The organism is Rhizobium sp. BK456 (genome assembly GCF_014194045.1).
Classification (GTDB): domain Bacteria; phylum Pseudomonadota; class Alphaproteobacteria; order Rhizobiales; family Rhizobiaceae; genus Rhizobium; species Rhizobium redzepovicii.
On the sequence record NZ_JACIAO010000024.1, the window covers coordinates 1 to 18,246 of the forward strand.

Genomic DNA, 18,246 nt, shown 5'->3' on the forward strand with positions numbered 1-18,246 from the left:
CGCTGCCGTCAGAGACGTCTTGCCGTGGTCAACGTGGCCGATCGTGCCAATGTTGACGTGCGGCTTGTTGCGCTCAAACTTACTCTTTGCCATTTTCGGCTCTCCGTTTTGCTAGTCCCCGAAGGGATCTAATTCTTGTTATCGGTCAATTGGTATTCCGGTCACTTCTGACCGGAATACTTTGCCTGGATTTCAGTTGCGACGTTCGACGGGACCGGCGAATAGTGATCGAAGGTCATCGTGTACTGAGCGCGGCCCTGGGACATGGAGCGCAGGTTGTCGACGTACTTGAACATGTTCGCGAGCGGAACGTTCGCGTTGATGACCACGGCGATACCACGGCTTTCCTGACCCTGGATCTGACCGCGACGGGAGTTCAGGTCGCCGATGACGTCGCCGACATAATCTTCCGGGGTGACGACTTCGACCTTCATCATCGGCTCGAGCAGCTGAGCGCCGGCCTTCTTGGCTGCTTCACGGAAGCAGGCACGCGATGCGATTTCGAAGGCGAGAACCGAGGAGTCGACGTCATGGAAAGCGCCGTCGATGAGGGTCGCCTTGACGCCGAGCATCGGGAAGCCAGCGAGCGGACCCGAAGACAGGACGCTTTCGATGCCCTTCTGGACGCCGGGGATGTATTCCTTCGGAACGGAACCGCCGACGATCTTGGATTCGAACTTGAATTCGTCGCCTTCCGGGTTCGGTTCGAAGACGATCTTGACGCGCGCGAACTGGCCGGTACCACCGGACTGCTTCTTGTGCGTGTAGTCTTCTTCGTGCTGGCGCGTGATGGTTTCGCGATAGGCAACCTGCGGCGCGCCGACAGTTGCTTCAACCTTGAATTCACGACGCATGCGGTCGACGATGATGTCGAGATGCAGTTCGCCCATGCCGGCAATGATGGTCTGGCCGGATTCCTGGTCGGTCTTGACTCGGAAGGACGGATCTTCTGCAGCCAGGCGGTTGAGCGCAAGGCCCATCTTTTCCTGGTCGCCCTTGGTCTTCGGCTCGATGGCGATCTGGATGACCGGCTCGGGGAATTCCATGCGCTCGAGGATAACCGGCTTCAACGGATCGCAGAGCGTGTCACCCGTCGTGGTTTCCTTGAGGCCGGCGAGAGCGACGATGTCGCCTGCGAAGGCTTCTTCGATGTCTTCACGCGAGTTGGAGTGCATCTGCAGCATGCGGCCGACGCGCTCGCGCTTGTCCTTGACCGTGTTCATGACCGACGCGCCCTTTTCGAGCTTGCCGGAGTAGATGCGGGCGAAGGTCAGCGAACCGACGAAGGGGTCGTTCATGATCTTGAAGGCGAGCATGGAGAGCGGCTCGTTGTCATCGGCATGACGCTCGATGTCAGCTTCCGTCTTGAAGTCGATGCCCTTAATGGCCGGGATATCCATCGGCGACGGCAGGTAGTCGACGACGGCGTCGAGCAGCGGCTGCACGCCCTTGTTCTTGAACGCGGTGCCGCAGAACATCGGGTGGAACTTGACGTCGATCGTGCCGCGGCGAACGAGCGCACGGATCTGATCGTTGTCGGGCAGAACGCCTTCGAGATAGGCTTCCATCGCGGCTTCGTCGATGTCGACGACGGTTTCGATCAGCTTTTCGCGATATTCTTCGGCCTTGGCCTTCATGTCCTCGGGGATCTCGACGACATCCCACTGGGCGCCGAGCGACTCGTCGCGCCAAATGAGAGCGTTCATCTCGATCAGGTCGATAACGCCCTTGAACTCGGTTTCAGCACCGATCGGCAGCTGCATGACGACAGCCGTTGCGCCGAGGCGGGTCTTGATCATCTCGACGGAGCGATAGAAGTCGGCGCCCGTCTTGTCCATCTTGTTGCAGAAGATCATCCGCGGGACATTGTACTTCTCAGCCTGGCGCCAGACGGTTTCCGTCTGCGGCTCGACACCGGCGTTGGCATCGAGCAGCGCGATAGCGCCGTCGAGAACGCGCAGCGAACGCTCGACTTCGATGGTGAAGTCGACGTGGCCGGGGGTGTCGATGATGTTGAAGCGGCGCATCTTGCCGTCACGGCCCTTCCAGAAGGTCGTGGTGGCAGCGGAGGTGATCGTGATGCCACGCTCCTGCTCCTGCTCCATCCAGTCCATGGTGGCTGCGCCGTCGTGGACTTCGCCGATCTTGTGCGACTTACCGGTGTAATAAAGGATACGCTCGGTGGTCGTGGTCTTGCCGGCGTCGATATGCGCCATGATACCGAAATTACGGTAGTCTTCGATCTTATATTCGCGAGCCATTGTGGACTGCCTTTCGATACCGTTCGGAATTACCAGCGATAGTGCGAGAATGCACGGTTGGCGTCAGCCATCTTGTGCGTGTCTTCGCGCTTCTTGACGGCGGAGCCGCGGTTGTTGGACGCATCGAGCAGTTCGCCGGAAAGGCGGTCAACCATAGTCGTTTCATTGCGCTTGCGGGCGGCAGCGATCAGCCAGCGAATGGCGAGAGCCTGGCGGCGCTCCGGACGAACATCGACCGGCACCTGATAGGTCGCACCACCGACGCGGCGCGAGCGGACTTCAACGTGCGGAGCAATGTTGTCGAGCGCAGAATGGAATACCGTGAGCGGCTCCTGCTTGGACTTGCCCTGGACGACGTCGAACGCGCCATAGACGATGTTTTCAGCAACGGACTTCTTGCCGTCGAGCATGATGGCATTCATGAACTTGGTGACGACGAGGTCGCCGAACTTCGGGTCCGGATTGATCTCGCGTTTTTCTGCTTTATGACGTCTGGACATAGTTTTCGTCTCTTCAACCGTTAAGGCGCTTCATCACGCGGAGGACCTCGCGCAGCGCCGGATTATTCAAAACCGAATTACTTCGGACGCTTCGCACCGTATTTGGAGCGGCGCTGCTTGCGGTTCTTGACACCCTGGGTATCGAGAACGCCGCGGATGATGTGATAACGGACACCCGGAAGGTCCTTGACGCGGCCGCCACGGATCATGACGACAGAGTGTTCCTGAAGGTTGTGACCTTCGCCGGGGATGTAACCAATGACTTCGAAGCCGTTGGTCAGGCGGATCTTTGCGACCTTACGCAGAGCCGAGTTCGGCTTCTTCGGCGTCGTCGTATAGACGCGCGTGCAAACGCCGCGCTTCTGCGGGTTCTCCTGGAGTGCGGGAACCTTGTTACGCTTTACGTTCGCCTGGCGAGGCTTGCGGATCAGCTGGTTTACGGTAGGCATTCAACCATCCCTTACGTTTTATCTCAGTACCCTTGCGGGCTTGAACTCGCGCCGTCTCCGGCAGTGACGCATGCTTTCCGTCAATGCGCAAAATATGGCCCAATCCGCTTCCGCAGATGGACCACAAGGAGCAGAGGACGCATAAAATATGCGTCGTGCGTGCAGCATCATGACTTCAACGTGCGTTTAGAACCTTGTTTGAGGTGAACTTCAGGGCGCGTCGCCCCGAACAGCCAAGCCTCACATGGGATCTGATGGCCGGGGTACTACTGGTTTCCACCCCTCTCGTCAAGGCCGGTTAAGAAATAAACTCGCCGTATCGCCTTGATCTGCGGGCCTAACGCCCTGATTTCATCCTTCTAGACGAAATGGCGGCCGTGCACCAAGATAAAAACTTGGGCATCGCGGCAAAAGCAGTTAAGGAATCAGCAATTGCGGCGTGCGGCCCTCACAGCAGGATTCGAGCGACCGAATCGTCAAAGAGCCGAAGGACAGGCGATGATTACGACACCTGATAACGACAATAATTTCGACGGACCGATGGTCTTCATCATCATCGGCAAAGGCTACGAGTCCGACGACAGCGAAGGCATCGACCTGCACATCATGCTGAAGGCGCCCGACGACGACACGGCTGTCCGCGAGGCCCTGAACGCCCTTGCCGAGGAAGGCTTCATCGAGGCCGATCTCGACCAGATCGGCATGCTGACCGAGGTGCCCGCCGAAGAGCCGCACGCCTCTGCTTACCAGGGTGCCGTCGACGGCGAGGTCGCCATCATCCGCTTCAACTGAAGGAGCCGCCGCTGACGCTGCGGGTCGCAAAGGCAGTATAAGCGGAAGGAGCACCTTCCCTCCCCCAACCAATCAATGCAGACCAAAAACGAAAACCGCCCGGATCGCTCCGGGCGGTTTTTCAATTCGCGTGCCACCTGAGTGGTGGTCGTCGGCTGCGGATTATTCTGCAGCCGGAGCCTTTTCGGCCATGTCCTGCAGCATCGGCGTGGCAACGGCAGCACCCGTGCCCTTGCGGCGCTCTTCGAGGATCAGTTCGTCGCGCGACGTGGCGATACGACGGATCTGGGTCATGGTGCCACCGGTGCCGGCCGGGATCAGACGGCCGACGATGACGTTTTCCTTCAGACCCTGCAGGCCGTCGGTCTTGCCGGCGATCGCAGCTTCCGTCAGCACCTTGGTCGTTTCCTGGAAGGATGCGGCCGAGATGAAGGACGGGGTCTGCAGCGACGCCTTGGTGATGCCGAGAAGAACCGGATCGCCGTAGGCCGGCTTCTTGCCCTGCTCGATCAGGTGATCGTTGACGTCTTCGAGCTCGATCCGGTCGACATTGTCGCCGACGATATAGGTCGAGTCGCCTGCATCGGTGATTTCCACCTTCTGCAGCATCTGACGGACGATCACCTCGATGTGCTTGTCGTTGATGACAACGCCCTGCAAGCGGTAGACTTCCTGGATCTCGTTGACGAGGTAGGAGGCCAGAGCCTCCACGCCCTTGATCGCCAGGATGTCGTGCGGAGCCGGGTTACCGTCGAGGATGTAGTCACCCTTTTCGATATAGTCGCCTTCCTGAAGGTGGAAGGGCTTGCCCTTCGGGATCAGGTATTCGACAGGCTCGACACCGTCTTCCGCCGGCTCGATGATGACGCGGCGCTTGTTCTTGTAGTCGCGGCCGAGGCGGATCGTACCATCGATCTCTGCGATGATGGCATGGTCCTTCGGACGGCGGGCTTCGAAGAGCTCGGCAACACGCGGCAGACCGCCGGTGATGTCCTTGGTCTTGGCGCTTTCCAGCGGCGAACGCGCGAGAACGTCACCCTGGGAGACCTTGGTGCCCGGCTCGACCGACAGAATAGCGTCGACCGAGAGCAGGAAGCGGGCGTCACCGCCACGCGAAAGCTTCGCGACATTGCCGCTGGCATCCTTGATGACGATCGCCGGCTTGAGGTCCGAACCGCGCGGGGTCGAACGCCAGTCGATGACCTGACGCTTGGTGATGCCGGTGGATTCGTCGGTGGCTTCCAGAACGGAGAGACCATCGACCAGATCTTCGAACTGAACGGTACCAGCCACTTCGGTCATCATCGGACGGGTGTAAGGATCCCACTCCGCCAGACGCTGGCCGCGCTTGACCTTGTCGCCTTCGTCGACATGCAGCTTCGAACCGTAGGCGACACGCTGCGACGACCGTTCCACGCCACGCTCGTCCAGGATCTGGACGGTCATGTTGCGGCCCATGGCAACGAGGTTGCCATCGGAGTTACGCAGGATGTTGCGGTTCTTGATCTGCACCGTACCTTCGTACGAGGCTTCCAGGAACGACTGATCGACCACGGTTGCCGTACCGCCAAGGTGGAAGGTACGCATGGTGAGCTGGGTGCCCGGTTCACCGATCGACTGAGCGGCGATGACGCCGACGGCTTCGCCCATGTTGACCGGCGTACCGCGGGCCAGGTCGCGACCGTAGCAGACCGAGCAGACGCCCGTCTGGATTTCGCAGGTCAGCGCCGAGCGGATGCGGATCGACTGGATACCGGCCTTCTCGATCTCGATGACATCGGGCTCGAGGATCATCTTGCCGGCATCGACGATGCGCTCGCCGGTGACCGGATGATCGATATCGTCGAGCGCCGTGCGACCGAGGATGCGGGCGCCGAGCGAGGCGACAACCTGACCGGCATCAACGATGGCGGTCATGGTGAGGCCGGTTTCGGTGCCGCAATCGACGTGCGTGACGATGCAATCCTGCGCGACGTCGACGAGACGGCGGGTCAGGTAACCTGAGTTGGCGGTCTTCAAGGCGGTATCTGCCAGACCCTTGCGGGCGCCGTGGGTCGAGTTGAAGTACTCGTTGACGGTCAGGCCTTCCTTGAAGTTCGAGATGATCGGCGTCTCGATGATTTCACCCGACGGCTTGGCCATCAGGCCGCGCATGCCGCCCAGCTGGCGCATCTGGTTCGGAGAACCGCGGGCGCCGGAATGGCTCATCATGTAGATCGAGTTCATCGGCTTCTGACGGCCGGTGTTCTCGTCGAATTCGACCGCCTTGATGCGGGCCATCATCTCTTCGGCGACCTTTTCGGTAGCCTTGCCCCAGGCGTCGACAACCTTGTTGTACTTTTCGCCCTGAGTGATCAGGCCGTCATTGTACTGCTGCTCGTATTCCTTCACCAGGCTTTCGGTGTCGGCAACGATCTTCGCCTTGGCATCGGGAATGACCATGTCGTCCTTGCCGAACGAAATGCCGGCGCGGCAGGCATGGGAGAAGCCGAGCTGCATGATGCGGTCGCAGAAGATGACCGTGTCCTTCTGGCCGCAATGGCGGTAGACCGTGTCGATCATCTTGGAGATGTTCTTCTTGGTCATTTCCTGATTGCAGATGTCAAAGGGCACCTTGCCGTTCTTCGGCAGCAGTTCGCCGATGAGCAGACGGCCAGGCGTCGTCTCATAGATCTTCGAGTAGGGCTTGCCATCCTCGTCGACCGACTTGAAACGGCCGCGGATCTTGGTGTGCAGCGTCACGACCTTGCTTTCAAGAGCATGATGCAGTTCGCCGAGATCGGAGAAGGCCATGCCTTCGCCCGGTTCGTTCTGGTTCAGGATCGACAGGTAATAGAGGCCGAGAACCATGTCCTGCGAGGGAACGATGATCGGCGCGCCGTTGGCCGGATGCAGGATGTTGTTGGTCGACATCATCAGCACGCGGGCTTCGAGCTGGGCTTCGAGCGACAGCGGCACGTGAACGGCCATCTGGTCGCCGTCGAAGTCGGCGTTGAAGGCCGTGCAGACGAGCGGATGCAGCTGGATCGCCTTGCCTTCGACCAGGGTGGGTTCGAAGGCCTGGATGCCCAGGCGGTGCAGCGTCGGTGCGCGGTTCAGCAGAACCGGATGCTCGCGGATGACCTCGTCGAGGATATCCCAGACTTCAGGCTTTTCCTTTTCGACCAGTTTCTTGGCCTGCTTGACGGTCGAGGAGTAACCCTTGGCGTCGAGGCGGGCGTAGATGAACGGCTTGAAGAGCTCGAGCGCCATCTTCTTCGGCAGGCCGCACTGGTGCAGCTTCAGTTCCGGACCGGTGACGATGACCGAACGGCCGGAATAGTCGACGCGCTTGCCGAGCAGGTTCTGGCGGAAGCGGCCCTGCTTGCCCTTCAGCATGTCGGAGAGCGACTTCAGCGGACGCTTGTTGGCGCCGGTGATGACGCGGCCGCGACGGCCGTTGTCGAACAGCGCGTCAACCGATTCCTGCAGCATGCGCTTTTCGTTGCGGATGATGATGCCGGGCGCACGAAGCTCGATAAGGCGCTTCAGACGGTTGTTGCGGTTGATGACGCGGCGGTAGAGGTCGTTCAGATCCGACGTCGCGAAACGGCCGCCGTCGAGCGGCACCAGTGGACGCAGATCCGGCGGGATGACCGGAACGACCTTCATGATCATCCATTCCGGACGGTTGCCCGACTCCATGAAGTTCTCGACGATCTTCAGGCGCTTCATCAGCTTCTTCTGCTTGAGATCCGACGTGGTGTCGGCAAGCTCGGAGCGCAGGTCGCCAGCGATCTTTTCGAGGTTCATCGAGGCCAGCATCTCGTAGATCGCCTCAGCGCCGATCATCGCGGTGAACTGGTCTTCGCCGTATTCGTCAACGGCCAGCATATACTCTTCTTCCGAGAGGAGCTGGTGCTCCTTCAAAGCAGTCAGGCCCGGCTCGGTGACGATGTAGTTTTCGAAATAGAGGACGCGCTCGACATCCTTCAGCGTCATGTCGAGCAGCGTCGAAATGCGCGACGGCAGCGACTTCAGGAACCAGATATGGGCAACGGGAGCGGCGAGCTCGATATGGCCCATGCGCTCACGGCGAACGCGCGACAGCGTGACTTCGACGCCGCACTTTTCGCAGATGATGCCCTTGTACTTCATGCGCTTGTACTTGCCGCACAGGCATTCGTAGTCCTTGATCGGCCCGAAGATGCGCGCGCAGAACAGACCGTCGCGTTCCGGCTTGAACGTGCGGTAGTTGATGGTTTCCGGCTTCTTGATCTCACCGTAAGACCAGGAGAGGATCTTCTCCGGAGATGCGATCGAAATCCGAATGGAATCGAAATTCTGTGCAGGCACCTGCGGATTGAAAAGATTCATGACCTCTTGGTTCATGCCTGTCTCCTTCATGGGCTAAAGCGCCCTCAAAATGCGATGGTCGGCGGCAAATTCCCGGGAGCCGCCTCCCTCGCTTAAACGAGAATAACCGCAAGATGCGGCGAAACTTCCCTGCAGGGCCGATACGGATACGGCGCCCGGCGGGACCGGCGTGCGCCGCATTGGCAGCGCACGCCCTATCAGGTGCTTACTCGGCCGCGTCGGGCAGCTGCGCTGCCTGCGCCTCGTCAAGCTTGGTGTTTTCGAGCTCGACGCTGAGGCCCAGCGAGCGCATTTCCTTGACAAGAACGTTGAAGCTTTCCGGAATACCGGCTTCGAACGTGTCGTCGCCGCGGACGATGGCTTCGTAGACCTTGGTGCGGCCGGCGACGTCGTCCGACTTCACCGTCAGCATTTCCTGCAGCGTGTAGGCCGCGCCGTAAGCTTCGAGCGCCCAGACTTCCATTTCGCCGAAGCGCTGACCGCCGAACTGCGCCTTGCCGCCCAGCGGTTGCTGGGTCACGAGCGAGTAAGGACCGATCGAACGGGCATGGATCTTGTCGTCGACCAGGTGGTTGAGCTTCAGCATGTAGATGTAGCCCACGGTCACCTGGCGGTCGAACTGCTCGCCGGTACGGCCGTCATAGAGCGTCGACTGGCCGGTATCCTTGAGACCTGCCAGACGCAGCATGTCGTTGACGTCGGCTTCGTTGGCGCCGTCGAAGACAGGCGTTGCAATCGAAACGCCACGCTTCCACTGGTCGGCGAGACGCAGAACCGAGTCGTCGTCGAAATCCTGGACCTGTTCGGCCTTCGGACCGTCACCGACGACATCGCCGATGGTCTTGCGCAGCGGCTCGATGTTGCCATTGGCCTTGTATGCGTCGATCAGTTCGCCGATCTGGCGACCCATGCCGGCGCAAGCCCAACCCAGGTGGGTTTCGAGGATCTGGCCGACGTTCATACGCGAGGGAACGCCGAGCGGGTTCAGAACGACGTCGACATGCGTGCCGTCTTCGAGGAACGGCATGTCCTCGACAGGCACAATGCGCGAGACGACGCCCTTGTTCCCGTGACGGCCGGCCATCTTGTCGCCCGGCTGGATCTTGCGCTTCACGGCGACGAAGACCTTGACCATCTTCATGACGCCAGGAGGCATTTCATCGCCGCGCTGGACCTTCTCGACCTTGTCCATGAAGCGCTGTTCAAGGCGCGACTTGGATTCGTCGTACTGGCCGCGAAGGGCTTCGAGCTCGCTCTGAACCTTCTCGTCCTCGACGGCGAACATCCACCACTGCGAGCGGGGATATTCGGAGACGACGGCGTTCGAAAGCTCGGTGCCCTTCTTGAAGCCCTTCGGGCCGGCGATGGAGGCCTGGCCGCGCAGCATTTCGATCAGACGGCCGTAGACGTTACGGTCGAGGATCGCCTGCTCGTCGTCGCGGTCCTTTGCAAGACGTTCGATCTCTTCGCGCTCGATTGCCATCGCGCGCTCGTCCTTCTCGACGCCATGGCGGTTGAAGACGCGGACTTCGACGATCGTGCCGTAGGTGCCGGGCGGCATGCGCATGGAAGTGTCGCGCACGTCGGAGGCCTTTTCGCCGAAGATGGCGCGCAGAAGCTTTTCTTCCGGCGTCATCGGGCTTTCGCCCTTCGGCGTGATCTTGCCGACGAGGATATCGCCCGGCTGAACTTCGGCGCCGATGTAGACGATGCCGGCTTCGTCGAGGTTCTTCAGCGCTTCTTCCGAAACGTTCGGAATGTCGCGGGTGATTTCCTCAGGACCAAGCTTGGTGTCGCGCGCCATCACTTCGAATTCCTCGATGTGGATGGAAGTGAACACGTCGTCGGCAACGATACGCTCGGAGAGCAGGATCGAGTCTTCGTAGTTGTAGCCGTTCCAGGGCATGAACGCGACGAGCGCGTTGCGGCCGAGCGCCAGGTCGCCGAGATCGGTCGACGGGCCGTCGGCCAGGATGTCGCCGCGGTTGACCTCGTCACCGACGGTGACCAGCGGACGCTGGTTGACGCAGGTGTTCTGGTTCGAACGCTGGAACTTCTGCAGGCGGTAGATATCGACGCCGGATTTGCCGGCTTCGAGGTCTTCGGTGGCGCGGATAACGATACGCGTCGCGTCGACCTGGTCGACCACCCCGCCGCGGCGCGCGCCGATGGCGGCGCCGGAGTCACGGGCAACGACCGGCTCCATGCCGGTACCGACGAACGGGGCTTCGGCACGCAGCAGCGGCACGGCCTGACGCTGCATGTTCGAGCCCATGAGCGCGCGGTTGGCGTCGTCATTTTCCAGGAACGGGATGAGCGCGGCTGCGACCGAAACGACCTGCTTCGGCGAAACGTCCATCAGGTTCATGCTGTCGCGGGGTGCGAGCATGACTTCGCCGGCATGACGGCAGACGACGAACTCGTCGACGAAGGAACCGTCGGCGTTCATTTCGGCGTTGGCCTGGGCGACGTAGTACTTCGCCTCTTCCATGGCGGACAGGTAGAGCACGTCGCTCGTCACCTTGCCGTCGACGATACGGCGGTACGGGCTTTCGATGAAGCCGTACTTGTTGACGCGGGCAAAGGTCGCAAGCGAGTTGATCAGACCGATGTTCGGGCCCTCAGGCGTTTCGATCGGGCAAATACGGCCGTAGTGCGTCGGATGCACGTCGCGGACTTCGAAGCCGGCGCGCTCACGGGTCAGACCACCCGGGCCAAGAGCCGACAGACGGCGCTTGTGGGTGATTTCCGAGAGCGGGTTGACCTGGTCCATGAACTGCGAGAGCTGCGAGGAACCGAAGAATTCGCGCACGGCGGCAGCCGCCGGCTTGGCGTTGATCAGATCCTGCGGCATGACCGTGTCGATCTCGATCGAGGACATGCGTTCCTTGATCGCACGCTCCATGCGGAGCAGGCCGAGACGGTACTGGTTTTCCATCAGCTCGCCGACCGAGCGGACGCGGCGGTTGCCGAGGTTGTCGATGTCGTCGATCTCGCCCTTGCCGTCGCGCAGTTCGACCAGCATCCTGACCACGGCCAGGATGTCGTCCTTGCGCAGGATGCGGACGGTGTCTTCGACGGTCAGGTCGAGACGCATGTTCATCTTGACGCGGCCGACGGCGGAGAGGTCGTAACGCTCCGCATCGAAGAACAGCGAGTTGAACATGGCTTCGGCCGATTCCATGGTCGGCGGCTCGCCCGGACGCATGACACGGTAGATGTCGAACAGAGCGTCCTGACGGTTCTCGTTCTTGTCGGCCGAAAGCGTGTTGCGGATATAGGCGCCGACATTGATGTGGTCGATGCCAAGAACCGGGATCTCGTCGAAGCCGTTCGCCAGGATGATGCCGAGCGTCTTCTCGTCGATTTCGTCGCCGGCTTCGAGGTAGATTTCACCGGTGGAGTAGTTGACGATGTCGCCGGCGAGATAGTTGCCGTAGAGATCGTCGTCAGCGGCCTTCAGCGCCTTCAGGCCCTTGTCTGACAGCTGGCGCAGCAGGCGCGGGGTCAGCTTCTTGCCGGCTTCGACGACGACTTCGCCGGTATCGGCGTCAACCATCTCGGTGATCGCCTTGGCGCCCTTCAGCGTTTCCGGCTTGAAGGGAATACGCCAGCCTTCGCCGTCGCGCTTGTAGAGCGACTTCGTGTAGAAGGTGTCGAGGATTTCCTCGCCGTCCATGCCGAGCGCCATCAGCAGCGACGTGACAGGGATCTTACGGCGACGGTCGATACGGGCGTAGACGATATCCTTGGCGTCGAATTCGATATCGAGCCAGGAACCGCGATAAGGGATGACGCGGGCAGCAAAGAGCAGCTTGCCGGAAGAATGGCTCTTGCCCTTGTCGTGATCGAAGAAGACGCCCGGCGAACGGTGCATCTGGGAAACGATGACGCGCTCGGTGCCGTTGACGATGAACGTGCCGTTGTTGGTCATGAGCGGCATGTCGCCCATGTAGACGGACTGTTCCTTGATGTCCTTGATCGACTTCGCGCCCGTATCCTCGTCGATATCGAACACGATCAGGCGCAGCGTCACCTTCAGGGGTGCCGCATAGGTCAGGTCGCGCTGACGGCATTCGTCAACGTCGAACTTCGGCGGTTCGAACTCGTAGGATACGAATTCCAGCATCGAAGCGCCGGAAAAATCGGTGATCGGGAAAACCGACTTGAAAACGGCTTGAAGGCCCTCGTCGGGCCGGCCGCCTTTCGGCTCTTCAACCATCAAAAACTGGTCGTAGGACGCCTTCTGAACCTCGATGAGGTTCGGCATTTCTGCGACTTCGGGGATCTTACCAAAAAACTTGCGTACGCGCCTACGACCGTTGAACGAAAGGGTCTGAGCCATCGTCGCTCCTTCAAAATCTTGCACCCGGGCCTGCAACGGACGGGAACCGATGGCCAGTCGATCCCGTCTATCAATGAGTCATCCAATCTCGTCCGACACCCGAAAACGCTCAGCTCGGATTGCTGTGCTGCCCTCGATGCGAGACTATCCTTTTGAAGAACCCATTACCCAAAAGCCGGTTTGACGCGGCTTTTGGGTAATTCGTTCAGAAAAACGGCAAATGGGAGGCAGCAAAGACTGCCTCCCAAAAGCGTTTCAAGATTACTTGACGTCGGCCTTGGCGCCAGCGTCTTCAAGCTTCTTCTTGATGTCAGCGGCTTCAGCCTTGTTGACGCCTTCCTTGACAGCCTTCGGAGCGCCTTCGACGAGGTCCTTGGCTTCCTTGAGGCCGAGACCGGTGATGGCGCGGACTTCCTTGATGACGTTGATCTTGTTGGCACCGGCGTCGACGAGGATAACGTCGAATTCGGTCTTTTCTTCTTCAACGACAGCCGGGCCAGCACCACCAGCAGCGGCAGCAACAGCTACCGGAGCAGCAGCGGAAACGCCCCACTTTTCTTCGAGAAGCTTCGACAGTTCTGCAGCTTCCAGAACGGTCAGAGCGGAGAGGTCGTCAACGATCTTTGCGAGATCAGCCATTTTACTAGTTCCTTTTGTTCGGTTCGAACCGGTTGATTATAAACAGCGAAAAACCGCCTTAAGCGGCTTCGTCCTTCTTGGCGTAAGCCGCGAACACGCGAGCAAGCTGGCTTGCCGGTGCTGCAACAACCCCAGCGATGCGGGTAGCCGGTGTCTGGATCATGCCCAGCAGCTTCGCACGCAGCTCATCGAGCGAAGGCAGGGTCGCAAGCGACTTGACTGCATCGGCGTTGAGCGTGGTTGTTCCCATGGCGCCGCCCAGAACAACGATCTTGTCGTTGGTCTTGGCGAAGTCCATGACGACCTTCGGAGCGGTGATCGGATCGGTGCTGTATGCAATCAGCGTCTGACCCTTGAAGAGATCAGTGATCCCTTCCGCTTCCGTACCCTGAAGGGCAATTTTGGCCAGGCGGTTCTTCGCGACTTTGACGGTACCGCCAGCTGCACGCATCTTCGAACGAAAGTCGTTCATCTGCGCGACTGTGGCACCAGCATAGTGGGCCACGACAACTGAGCCCGAAGCCTTGAAGACTTCGTTCAGTTCCGTGACGAATTCGCGTTTTTCCGCTCTTTCCACTGCCTATCTCCAGTTGGCGGGACCGAAAACGGGCCCGCCGGGTTGCCTTTTGCCTCCCGGGATCATGTGAGATCCCAAGCGACGCTTGAGGATCCTGTCCCCCCGCGCTCCCGCGCCAATCAAGGCTAAAGAGGCACAAGGCATCCAAGGCTCGAACCGATTTCCTAGAAGCGAACTTCATGAAATTCGGGTCTTACCCGTCTCATGCAGGCGAAGTGATTAAGGGAAAACCACCTGCAATCTCGGACAGGATTCCGGATTTCTCCGGAATATTCCGGCCCCTTGCGAGGCCGGAATTTCAGTGACCGGACCGAGGTCCGGCAATCAACTTATGCAGTCGGAGCTGCGGTGACCGAGCCGACTTCAATCTTGACGCCCGGGCCCATGGTCGAGGAAATCGCCACGCGCTTGACGTAGTTGCCCTTGGCGCCAGCCGGCTTCGCCTTGATGACGGCGTCAGCAAAGGCGCGGATGTTTTCTTCCAGAGCCTTGGCGTCGAAAGAGGCCTTGCCGATGCCGGCATGGACGATACCAGCCTTCTCGACGCGGAACTCGACAGCGCCGCCCTTGGAAGCCTTGACGGCTCCGGCGACATCCATGGTGACGGTGCCGACCTTCGGGTTCGGCATCATGCCGCGGGGGCCGAGAACCTTACCGAGACGGCCGACGAGCGGCATCATGTCGGGGGTGGCGATGCAGCGATCGAATTCGATCTTGCCACCCTGGACGATTTCGACGAGGTCTTCAGCGCCGACGATATCGGCACCGGCAGCCTTGGCTTCATCGGCCTTGACGCCACGAGCGAAGACGGCGACGCGAACCGTGCGGCCCGTGCCGTTCGGCAGGTTGACGACGCCGCGAACCATCTGGTCCGCATGGCGCGGGTCGACGCCGAGGTTCATCGAGACCTCGATTGTTTCGTCGAACTTGGCGACAGCCCGTTCCTTGACCATGCCGATAGCCAGGCTCAGAGCGTAGAGCTTAGTGGGATCAACACCTTCGTTGATCTTCTGCGTGCGCTTACCAGCCATGATCTTAACCCACCACTTCCAGGCCCATGGCGCGGGCAGAGCCCTCGATCATCGCCATTGCACCTTCGATATCCGCTGCGTTCAGATCCTTCATCTTGGCTTCTGCGATCGACTTGATCTGAGCCTTGGTGAGGGAGCCGGCCTTGGCGCCCTTGCCGGGCGTCTTGGAACCGGACGTGATCTTCGCTTCCTTCTTCAGCCAGTAGCTGACCGGAGGCTGCTTCATCGCGAAGGTGAAGGACTTGTCCTGGTAATAGGTGATGACGACCGGGATCGGCATACCCTTTTCCATTTCCTGCGTGGCGGCATTGAACGCCTTGCAGAATTCCATGATGTTAATGCCACGCTGACCAAGCGCCGGACCAATCGGCGGGGACGGGTTTGCCGATCCTGCCTTGACCTGAAGCTTGAGCTGGCCTGCAACTTTCTTAGCCATATCTCTCTGCCTTTCATGAACGGCCGGTCGCCCGGCCCGTGATGCCGGATCTCTCCGGCGGCTGCGGTTGCGTGGTGCGGATCATTAGGGTCCGGCTAAGACCCCTCACCTTCCACGCGGGTGCGGACAAGGTCCGCAGGAAACCGGCCGCAAGGGCCTGCTTCCAATCTCTTACAATCAGACCTTCTCGACCTGAGCGTATTCCAACTCGACCGGCGTTGCGCGGCCGAAGATCGACACTTCAACCTTCAGGCGCGAACGCTCTTCGTCCACATCCTGAACCGTGCCGTTGAACGACGCGAACGGGCCGTCGGAAACGCGAACCTGCTCGCCGATCTCGAAGGTAATGGAGGCCTTCGGCCGCTCGACACCTTCCTGGACCTGGCCGAGAATGCGCTCGGCTTCATGATCCGGAATCGGAACGGGCTTATTATCGGAGCCGAGGAAGCCTGTGACCTTCGGCGTATTCTTGATCAGATGGTAGGCTTCATCCGTCAGATTGGCGCGAACCATGACATAGCCCGGGAAGAACTTGCGCTCGCTGTCGACCTTGCGGCCGCGACGCACTTCCACCACCTTTTCGGTCGGCACGAGGATTTTCTCGAACAGGTGCTCAAGCCCCTTCTGGCGAGCCTTGTTCTCGATGTCTTCAGCAACCTTCTTTTCAAAATTTGAATATGCGTGGACGATGTACCAACGTGCCGCCATTTTCATCTCCACCCGTATCAGTTGCCGGTATTGAGCACGAAGCTCAGAGCCCAGCCGATCAGCTGGTCAGCGGCAAAGAAAAACAGCGCGGCGAAAACCACCATCACAAGCACCATGACCGTCGAGATCATCGTCTCGCGGCGCGACGGCCATGTAACTTTGGACGTCTCGGAGCGAACCTGCTGCAGAAACGCAAACGGATTGGATTTTGATGCCATCGACTGCCCACGCAATTACGGCGCGTAAAGCTGAAACTATCAGCCCCACGCACCGCGTGTCTGTTGAACCCTAAATAAACACCGATTCCCGAATAGACAAGAGGGAAACCGAAGTTTAACGAAATTAGTCACCGCCCATCGATCCCCGGCCGGAATGCCGCGAGCACGTCCGCGCTCTCCCGCATCAAGGAAAATGGCAGGGGCAGTAGGGCTCGAACCTACGACCTGCGGTTTTGGAGACCGCCGCTCTACCAACTGAGCTATACCCCTTCATGCCGCTCATTCAGCGCTGGGCCAAGGCCCGCAAATCGCTGCTGAAAAGCATGGCGCTCCCTTTAAGACGGCGACGGCGGATTGGCAAGCACGATTTTCGTTTTTCATAGCCATTCTGCGCATATGCGAGCGATCGGCTTGCTCATCGCGCCACCGATATGGGTTCAGACCTTCACGTATTTCCGCCAATCGTGCTCTTCTTTAAAACCCAGCACTTCGCGAATCTTGCGGTTGGAGAGCAGGCCTTCATATTCGCCGATCTCCCGGGTGAAGGGCACGTTGGGGAAGAATCGCTTGGCAAGCTCCCTCGACGGCGTATTGGCCGAGACGGTGTCGTTGGCCGCGTTGAAGACCTGATAGCCGAGACCGTCCTTTTCGATGCAGAGATGGCAGATCTGTCCGAGATCGCGGGCGTCGATATAGCTCCAGGCAATGCGCTTGCGCATCTCGGGATTGGCGAAATAGGTGGGAAACCTCTCATATTCGTGCGGCTCGATGACGTTGCCGATGCGCAGCGCATAGATGTCGAACCCCGAACGCTCGGCAAAGGCACGCGCCGTCTTTTCGTTGACCACCTTGGAAAGCCCGTAAGAATCCATCGGATTGACGTCGTAGTCTTCCTCCAGCGGGAACTGATGGAAATCGCGATGACCTTCGGCGAAGCAGACCCCGTAGGTCGTCTCGCTGGATGCGACGATAATCTTCCTGATGCCGAGCTTCACCGCCGCCTCGATGACATTATAAGTGCCCATCGTATTGATGCGGAAAGTCTCATTGTCGGGTTTGATCAGAATGCGCGGGATGGCGGCGAAATGCACGACGGCATCGAAGGGTTGCACGCCCCTGCCCGCATCGAGATCGGGAAAATCCCGGTGCATCGACAACGCATTGAAGACCTGACCGCTATCGGTGATGTCGGCAATGAGATTGGTGACGCCGGGACTGTCCAGCGGCACCAGATCGAGGTTGTGAACCTCGTAACCCGCATTGACGAGCCATGGCACGGCATGGCGACCTGCCTTGCCCGAACCGCCCGTAAACAGAATTCGCTTCTTCATGGAATATCCTCCGCATCATCAAATCGGAGGCATAGTTAGACGCTTCCGCGCGAAGAGCAAGCGAGCGTCCTGCAAGGGTTCACCCCCGCGTCGCCAGGAGCAGCCTATCCGGGGCGCCTGGCCGATCATTTCCGTTCACCGCAGACGCCTGCGGTGAACTGCTGAAATCGTCACTTAACGACGGTTACGTCACTGATCTGCACTCCGGCTGCCTGAACAACCTCCTGCGGAATTGCAGCGATGAAAAACATCGTGAAAACATACATCGCGAATATGGTCGCAGCGAACGTGGCCTTTGGAATCATCCGGGCTCTCCTCTTTGCATGAAGGAGTCTGGACTAAAATGAACCAATCACAACTGGTTTCTGAATGTGAGATGAACAAAATACTGTGACGGGCATATTTAACGATATTTTTACAACACCTGTTAATCCCTCAAACAGGCATCAAAACGAAAAAACCCCGCCGTTTCCAGCGGGGTTTTTCCTGAATTTCGGGTAATCCCAGGATTACTCGACGATCGAAGCGACGATACCGGCGCCGACGGTGCGGCCGCCTTCACGGATCGCGAAGCGCAGCTTTTCTTCCATCGCGATCGGAACG

15 protein-coding genes, 1 tRNA gene and 1 pseudogene are annotated in these 18,246 nt (G+C 59.5%); 1 reads left to right on the forward strand and 16 read right to left on the reverse strand.

Annotated elements, in window-relative coordinates; genetic code table 11:
* From FHX03_RS33935 to rpsL, 4 genes are all read right to left on the reverse strand, one after another.
* On the reverse strand, window positions 1-93 hold a 93-nt coding region (locus tag FHX03_RS33935; RefSeq protein ID WP_018010120.1), incomplete at its 3' end, for a GTP-binding protein.
* Window positions 94-161: 68 nt separating this feature from the next.
* Complete coding sequence (fusA, locus tag FHX03_RS33940; protein ID WP_097630068.1) at window positions 162-2,261, reverse strand: elongation factor G; 2,100 nt, start codon at window positions 2,259-2,261, stop codon at window positions 162-164.
* A 29-nt stretch (window positions 2,262-2,290) separates the two neighbouring features.
* Window positions 2,291-2,761 (reverse strand): 30S ribosomal protein S7, encoded by a 471-nt coding sequence (rpsG, locus tag FHX03_RS33945; protein ID WP_003578662.1) that lies wholly within the window; start codon window positions 2,759-2,761, stop codon window positions 2,291-2,293.
* A 77-nt stretch (window positions 2,762-2,838) separates the two neighbouring features.
* Window positions 2,839-3,210, reverse strand: a complete 372-nt coding sequence (gene rpsL / locus FHX03_RS33950) for a 30S ribosomal protein S12 (protein WP_003547537.1) — start codon at window positions 3,208-3,210, stop codon at window positions 2,839-2,841.
* Window positions 3,211-3,708: 498 nt separating this feature from the next.
* Between rpsL and FHX03_RS33955 the strand changes: the two genes are divergently transcribed.
* Window positions 3,709-4,002 (forward strand): hypothetical protein, encoded by a 294-nt coding sequence (locus FHX03_RS33955; RefSeq protein WP_003587200.1) that lies wholly within the window; start codon window positions 3,709-3,711, stop codon window positions 4,000-4,002.
* Window positions 4,003-4,164: 162 nt separating this feature from the next.
* Here the strand turns inward: FHX03_RS33955 and rpoC are convergent, their stop codons facing one another.
* From rpoC to FHX03_RS34010, 12 genes and pseudogenes are all read right to left on the reverse strand, one after another.
* Complete coding sequence (rpoC, locus tag FHX03_RS33960) at window positions 4,165-8,373, reverse strand: DNA-directed RNA polymerase subunit beta' (protein ID WP_097630069.1); 4,209 nt, start codon at window positions 8,371-8,373, stop codon at window positions 4,165-4,167.
* A gap of 190 nt (window positions 8,374-8,563) precedes the next feature.
* Complete coding sequence (gene rpoB, locus FHX03_RS33965) at window positions 8,564-12,703, reverse strand: DNA-directed RNA polymerase subunit beta (RefSeq protein ID WP_097630070.1); 4,140 nt, start codon at window positions 12,701-12,703, stop codon at window positions 8,564-8,566.
* A gap of 261 nt (window positions 12,704-12,964) precedes the next feature.
* A complete protein-coding gene (gene rplL, locus FHX03_RS33970; RefSeq protein WP_064838108.1) occupies window positions 12,965-13,342 on the reverse strand; it encodes a 50S ribosomal protein L7/L12 in 378 nt (125 codons plus the stop codon).
* Between the two features lie 58 nt (window positions 13,343-13,400).
* Window positions 13,401-13,919 carry a 50S ribosomal protein L10 gene (rplJ, locus tag FHX03_RS33975; RefSeq protein WP_003587203.1) on the reverse strand — a complete coding sequence of 173 codons (519 nt, stop codon included), beginning with the start codon at window positions 13,917-13,919 and terminating at the stop codon, window positions 13,401-13,403.
* Window positions 13,920-14,248: 329 nt separating this feature from the next.
* Window positions 14,249-14,950, reverse strand: a complete 702-nt coding sequence (gene rplA / locus FHX03_RS33980) for a 50S ribosomal protein L1 (RefSeq protein ID WP_049734093.1) — start codon at window positions 14,948-14,950, stop codon at window positions 14,249-14,251.
* 4 nt (window positions 14,951-14,954) lie between these two features.
* A complete protein-coding gene (gene rplK / locus FHX03_RS33985) occupies window positions 14,955-15,386 on the reverse strand; it encodes a 50S ribosomal protein L11 (RefSeq protein WP_003547518.1) in 432 nt (143 codons plus the stop codon).
* Window positions 15,387-15,563: 177 nt separating this feature from the next.
* Window positions 15,564-16,094, reverse strand: a complete 531-nt coding sequence (gene nusG / locus FHX03_RS33990) for a transcription termination/antitermination protein NusG (protein ID WP_003573823.1) — start codon at window positions 16,092-16,094, stop codon at window positions 15,564-15,566.
* A 17-nt stretch (window positions 16,095-16,111) separates the two neighbouring features.
* Complete coding sequence (gene secE, locus FHX03_RS33995) at window positions 16,112-16,312, reverse strand: preprotein translocase subunit SecE (RefSeq protein ID WP_003547514.1); 201 nt, start codon at window positions 16,310-16,312, stop codon at window positions 16,112-16,114.
* Between the two features lie 194 nt (window positions 16,313-16,506).
* A tRNA-Trp gene (locus tag FHX03_RS34000) sits at window positions 16,507-16,582 on the reverse strand.
* Window positions 16,583-16,749: 167 nt separating this feature from the next.
* A complete protein-coding gene (locus FHX03_RS34005) occupies window positions 16,750-17,643 on the reverse strand; it encodes an NAD-dependent epimerase/dehydratase family protein (RefSeq protein ID WP_097630071.1) in 894 nt (297 codons plus the stop codon).
* A 170-nt stretch (window positions 17,644-17,813) separates the two neighbouring features.
* On the reverse strand, window positions 17,814-17,948 hold the full coding sequence (locus tag FHX03_RS34955) for a hypothetical protein (protein ID WP_281413193.1): 135 nt from the start codon (window positions 17,946-17,948) through the stop codon (window positions 17,814-17,816).
* 204 nt (window positions 17,949-18,152) lie between these two features.
* Window positions 18,153-18,246: pseudogene (locus FHX03_RS34010) on the reverse strand (elongation factor Tu); the annotation flags it as partial.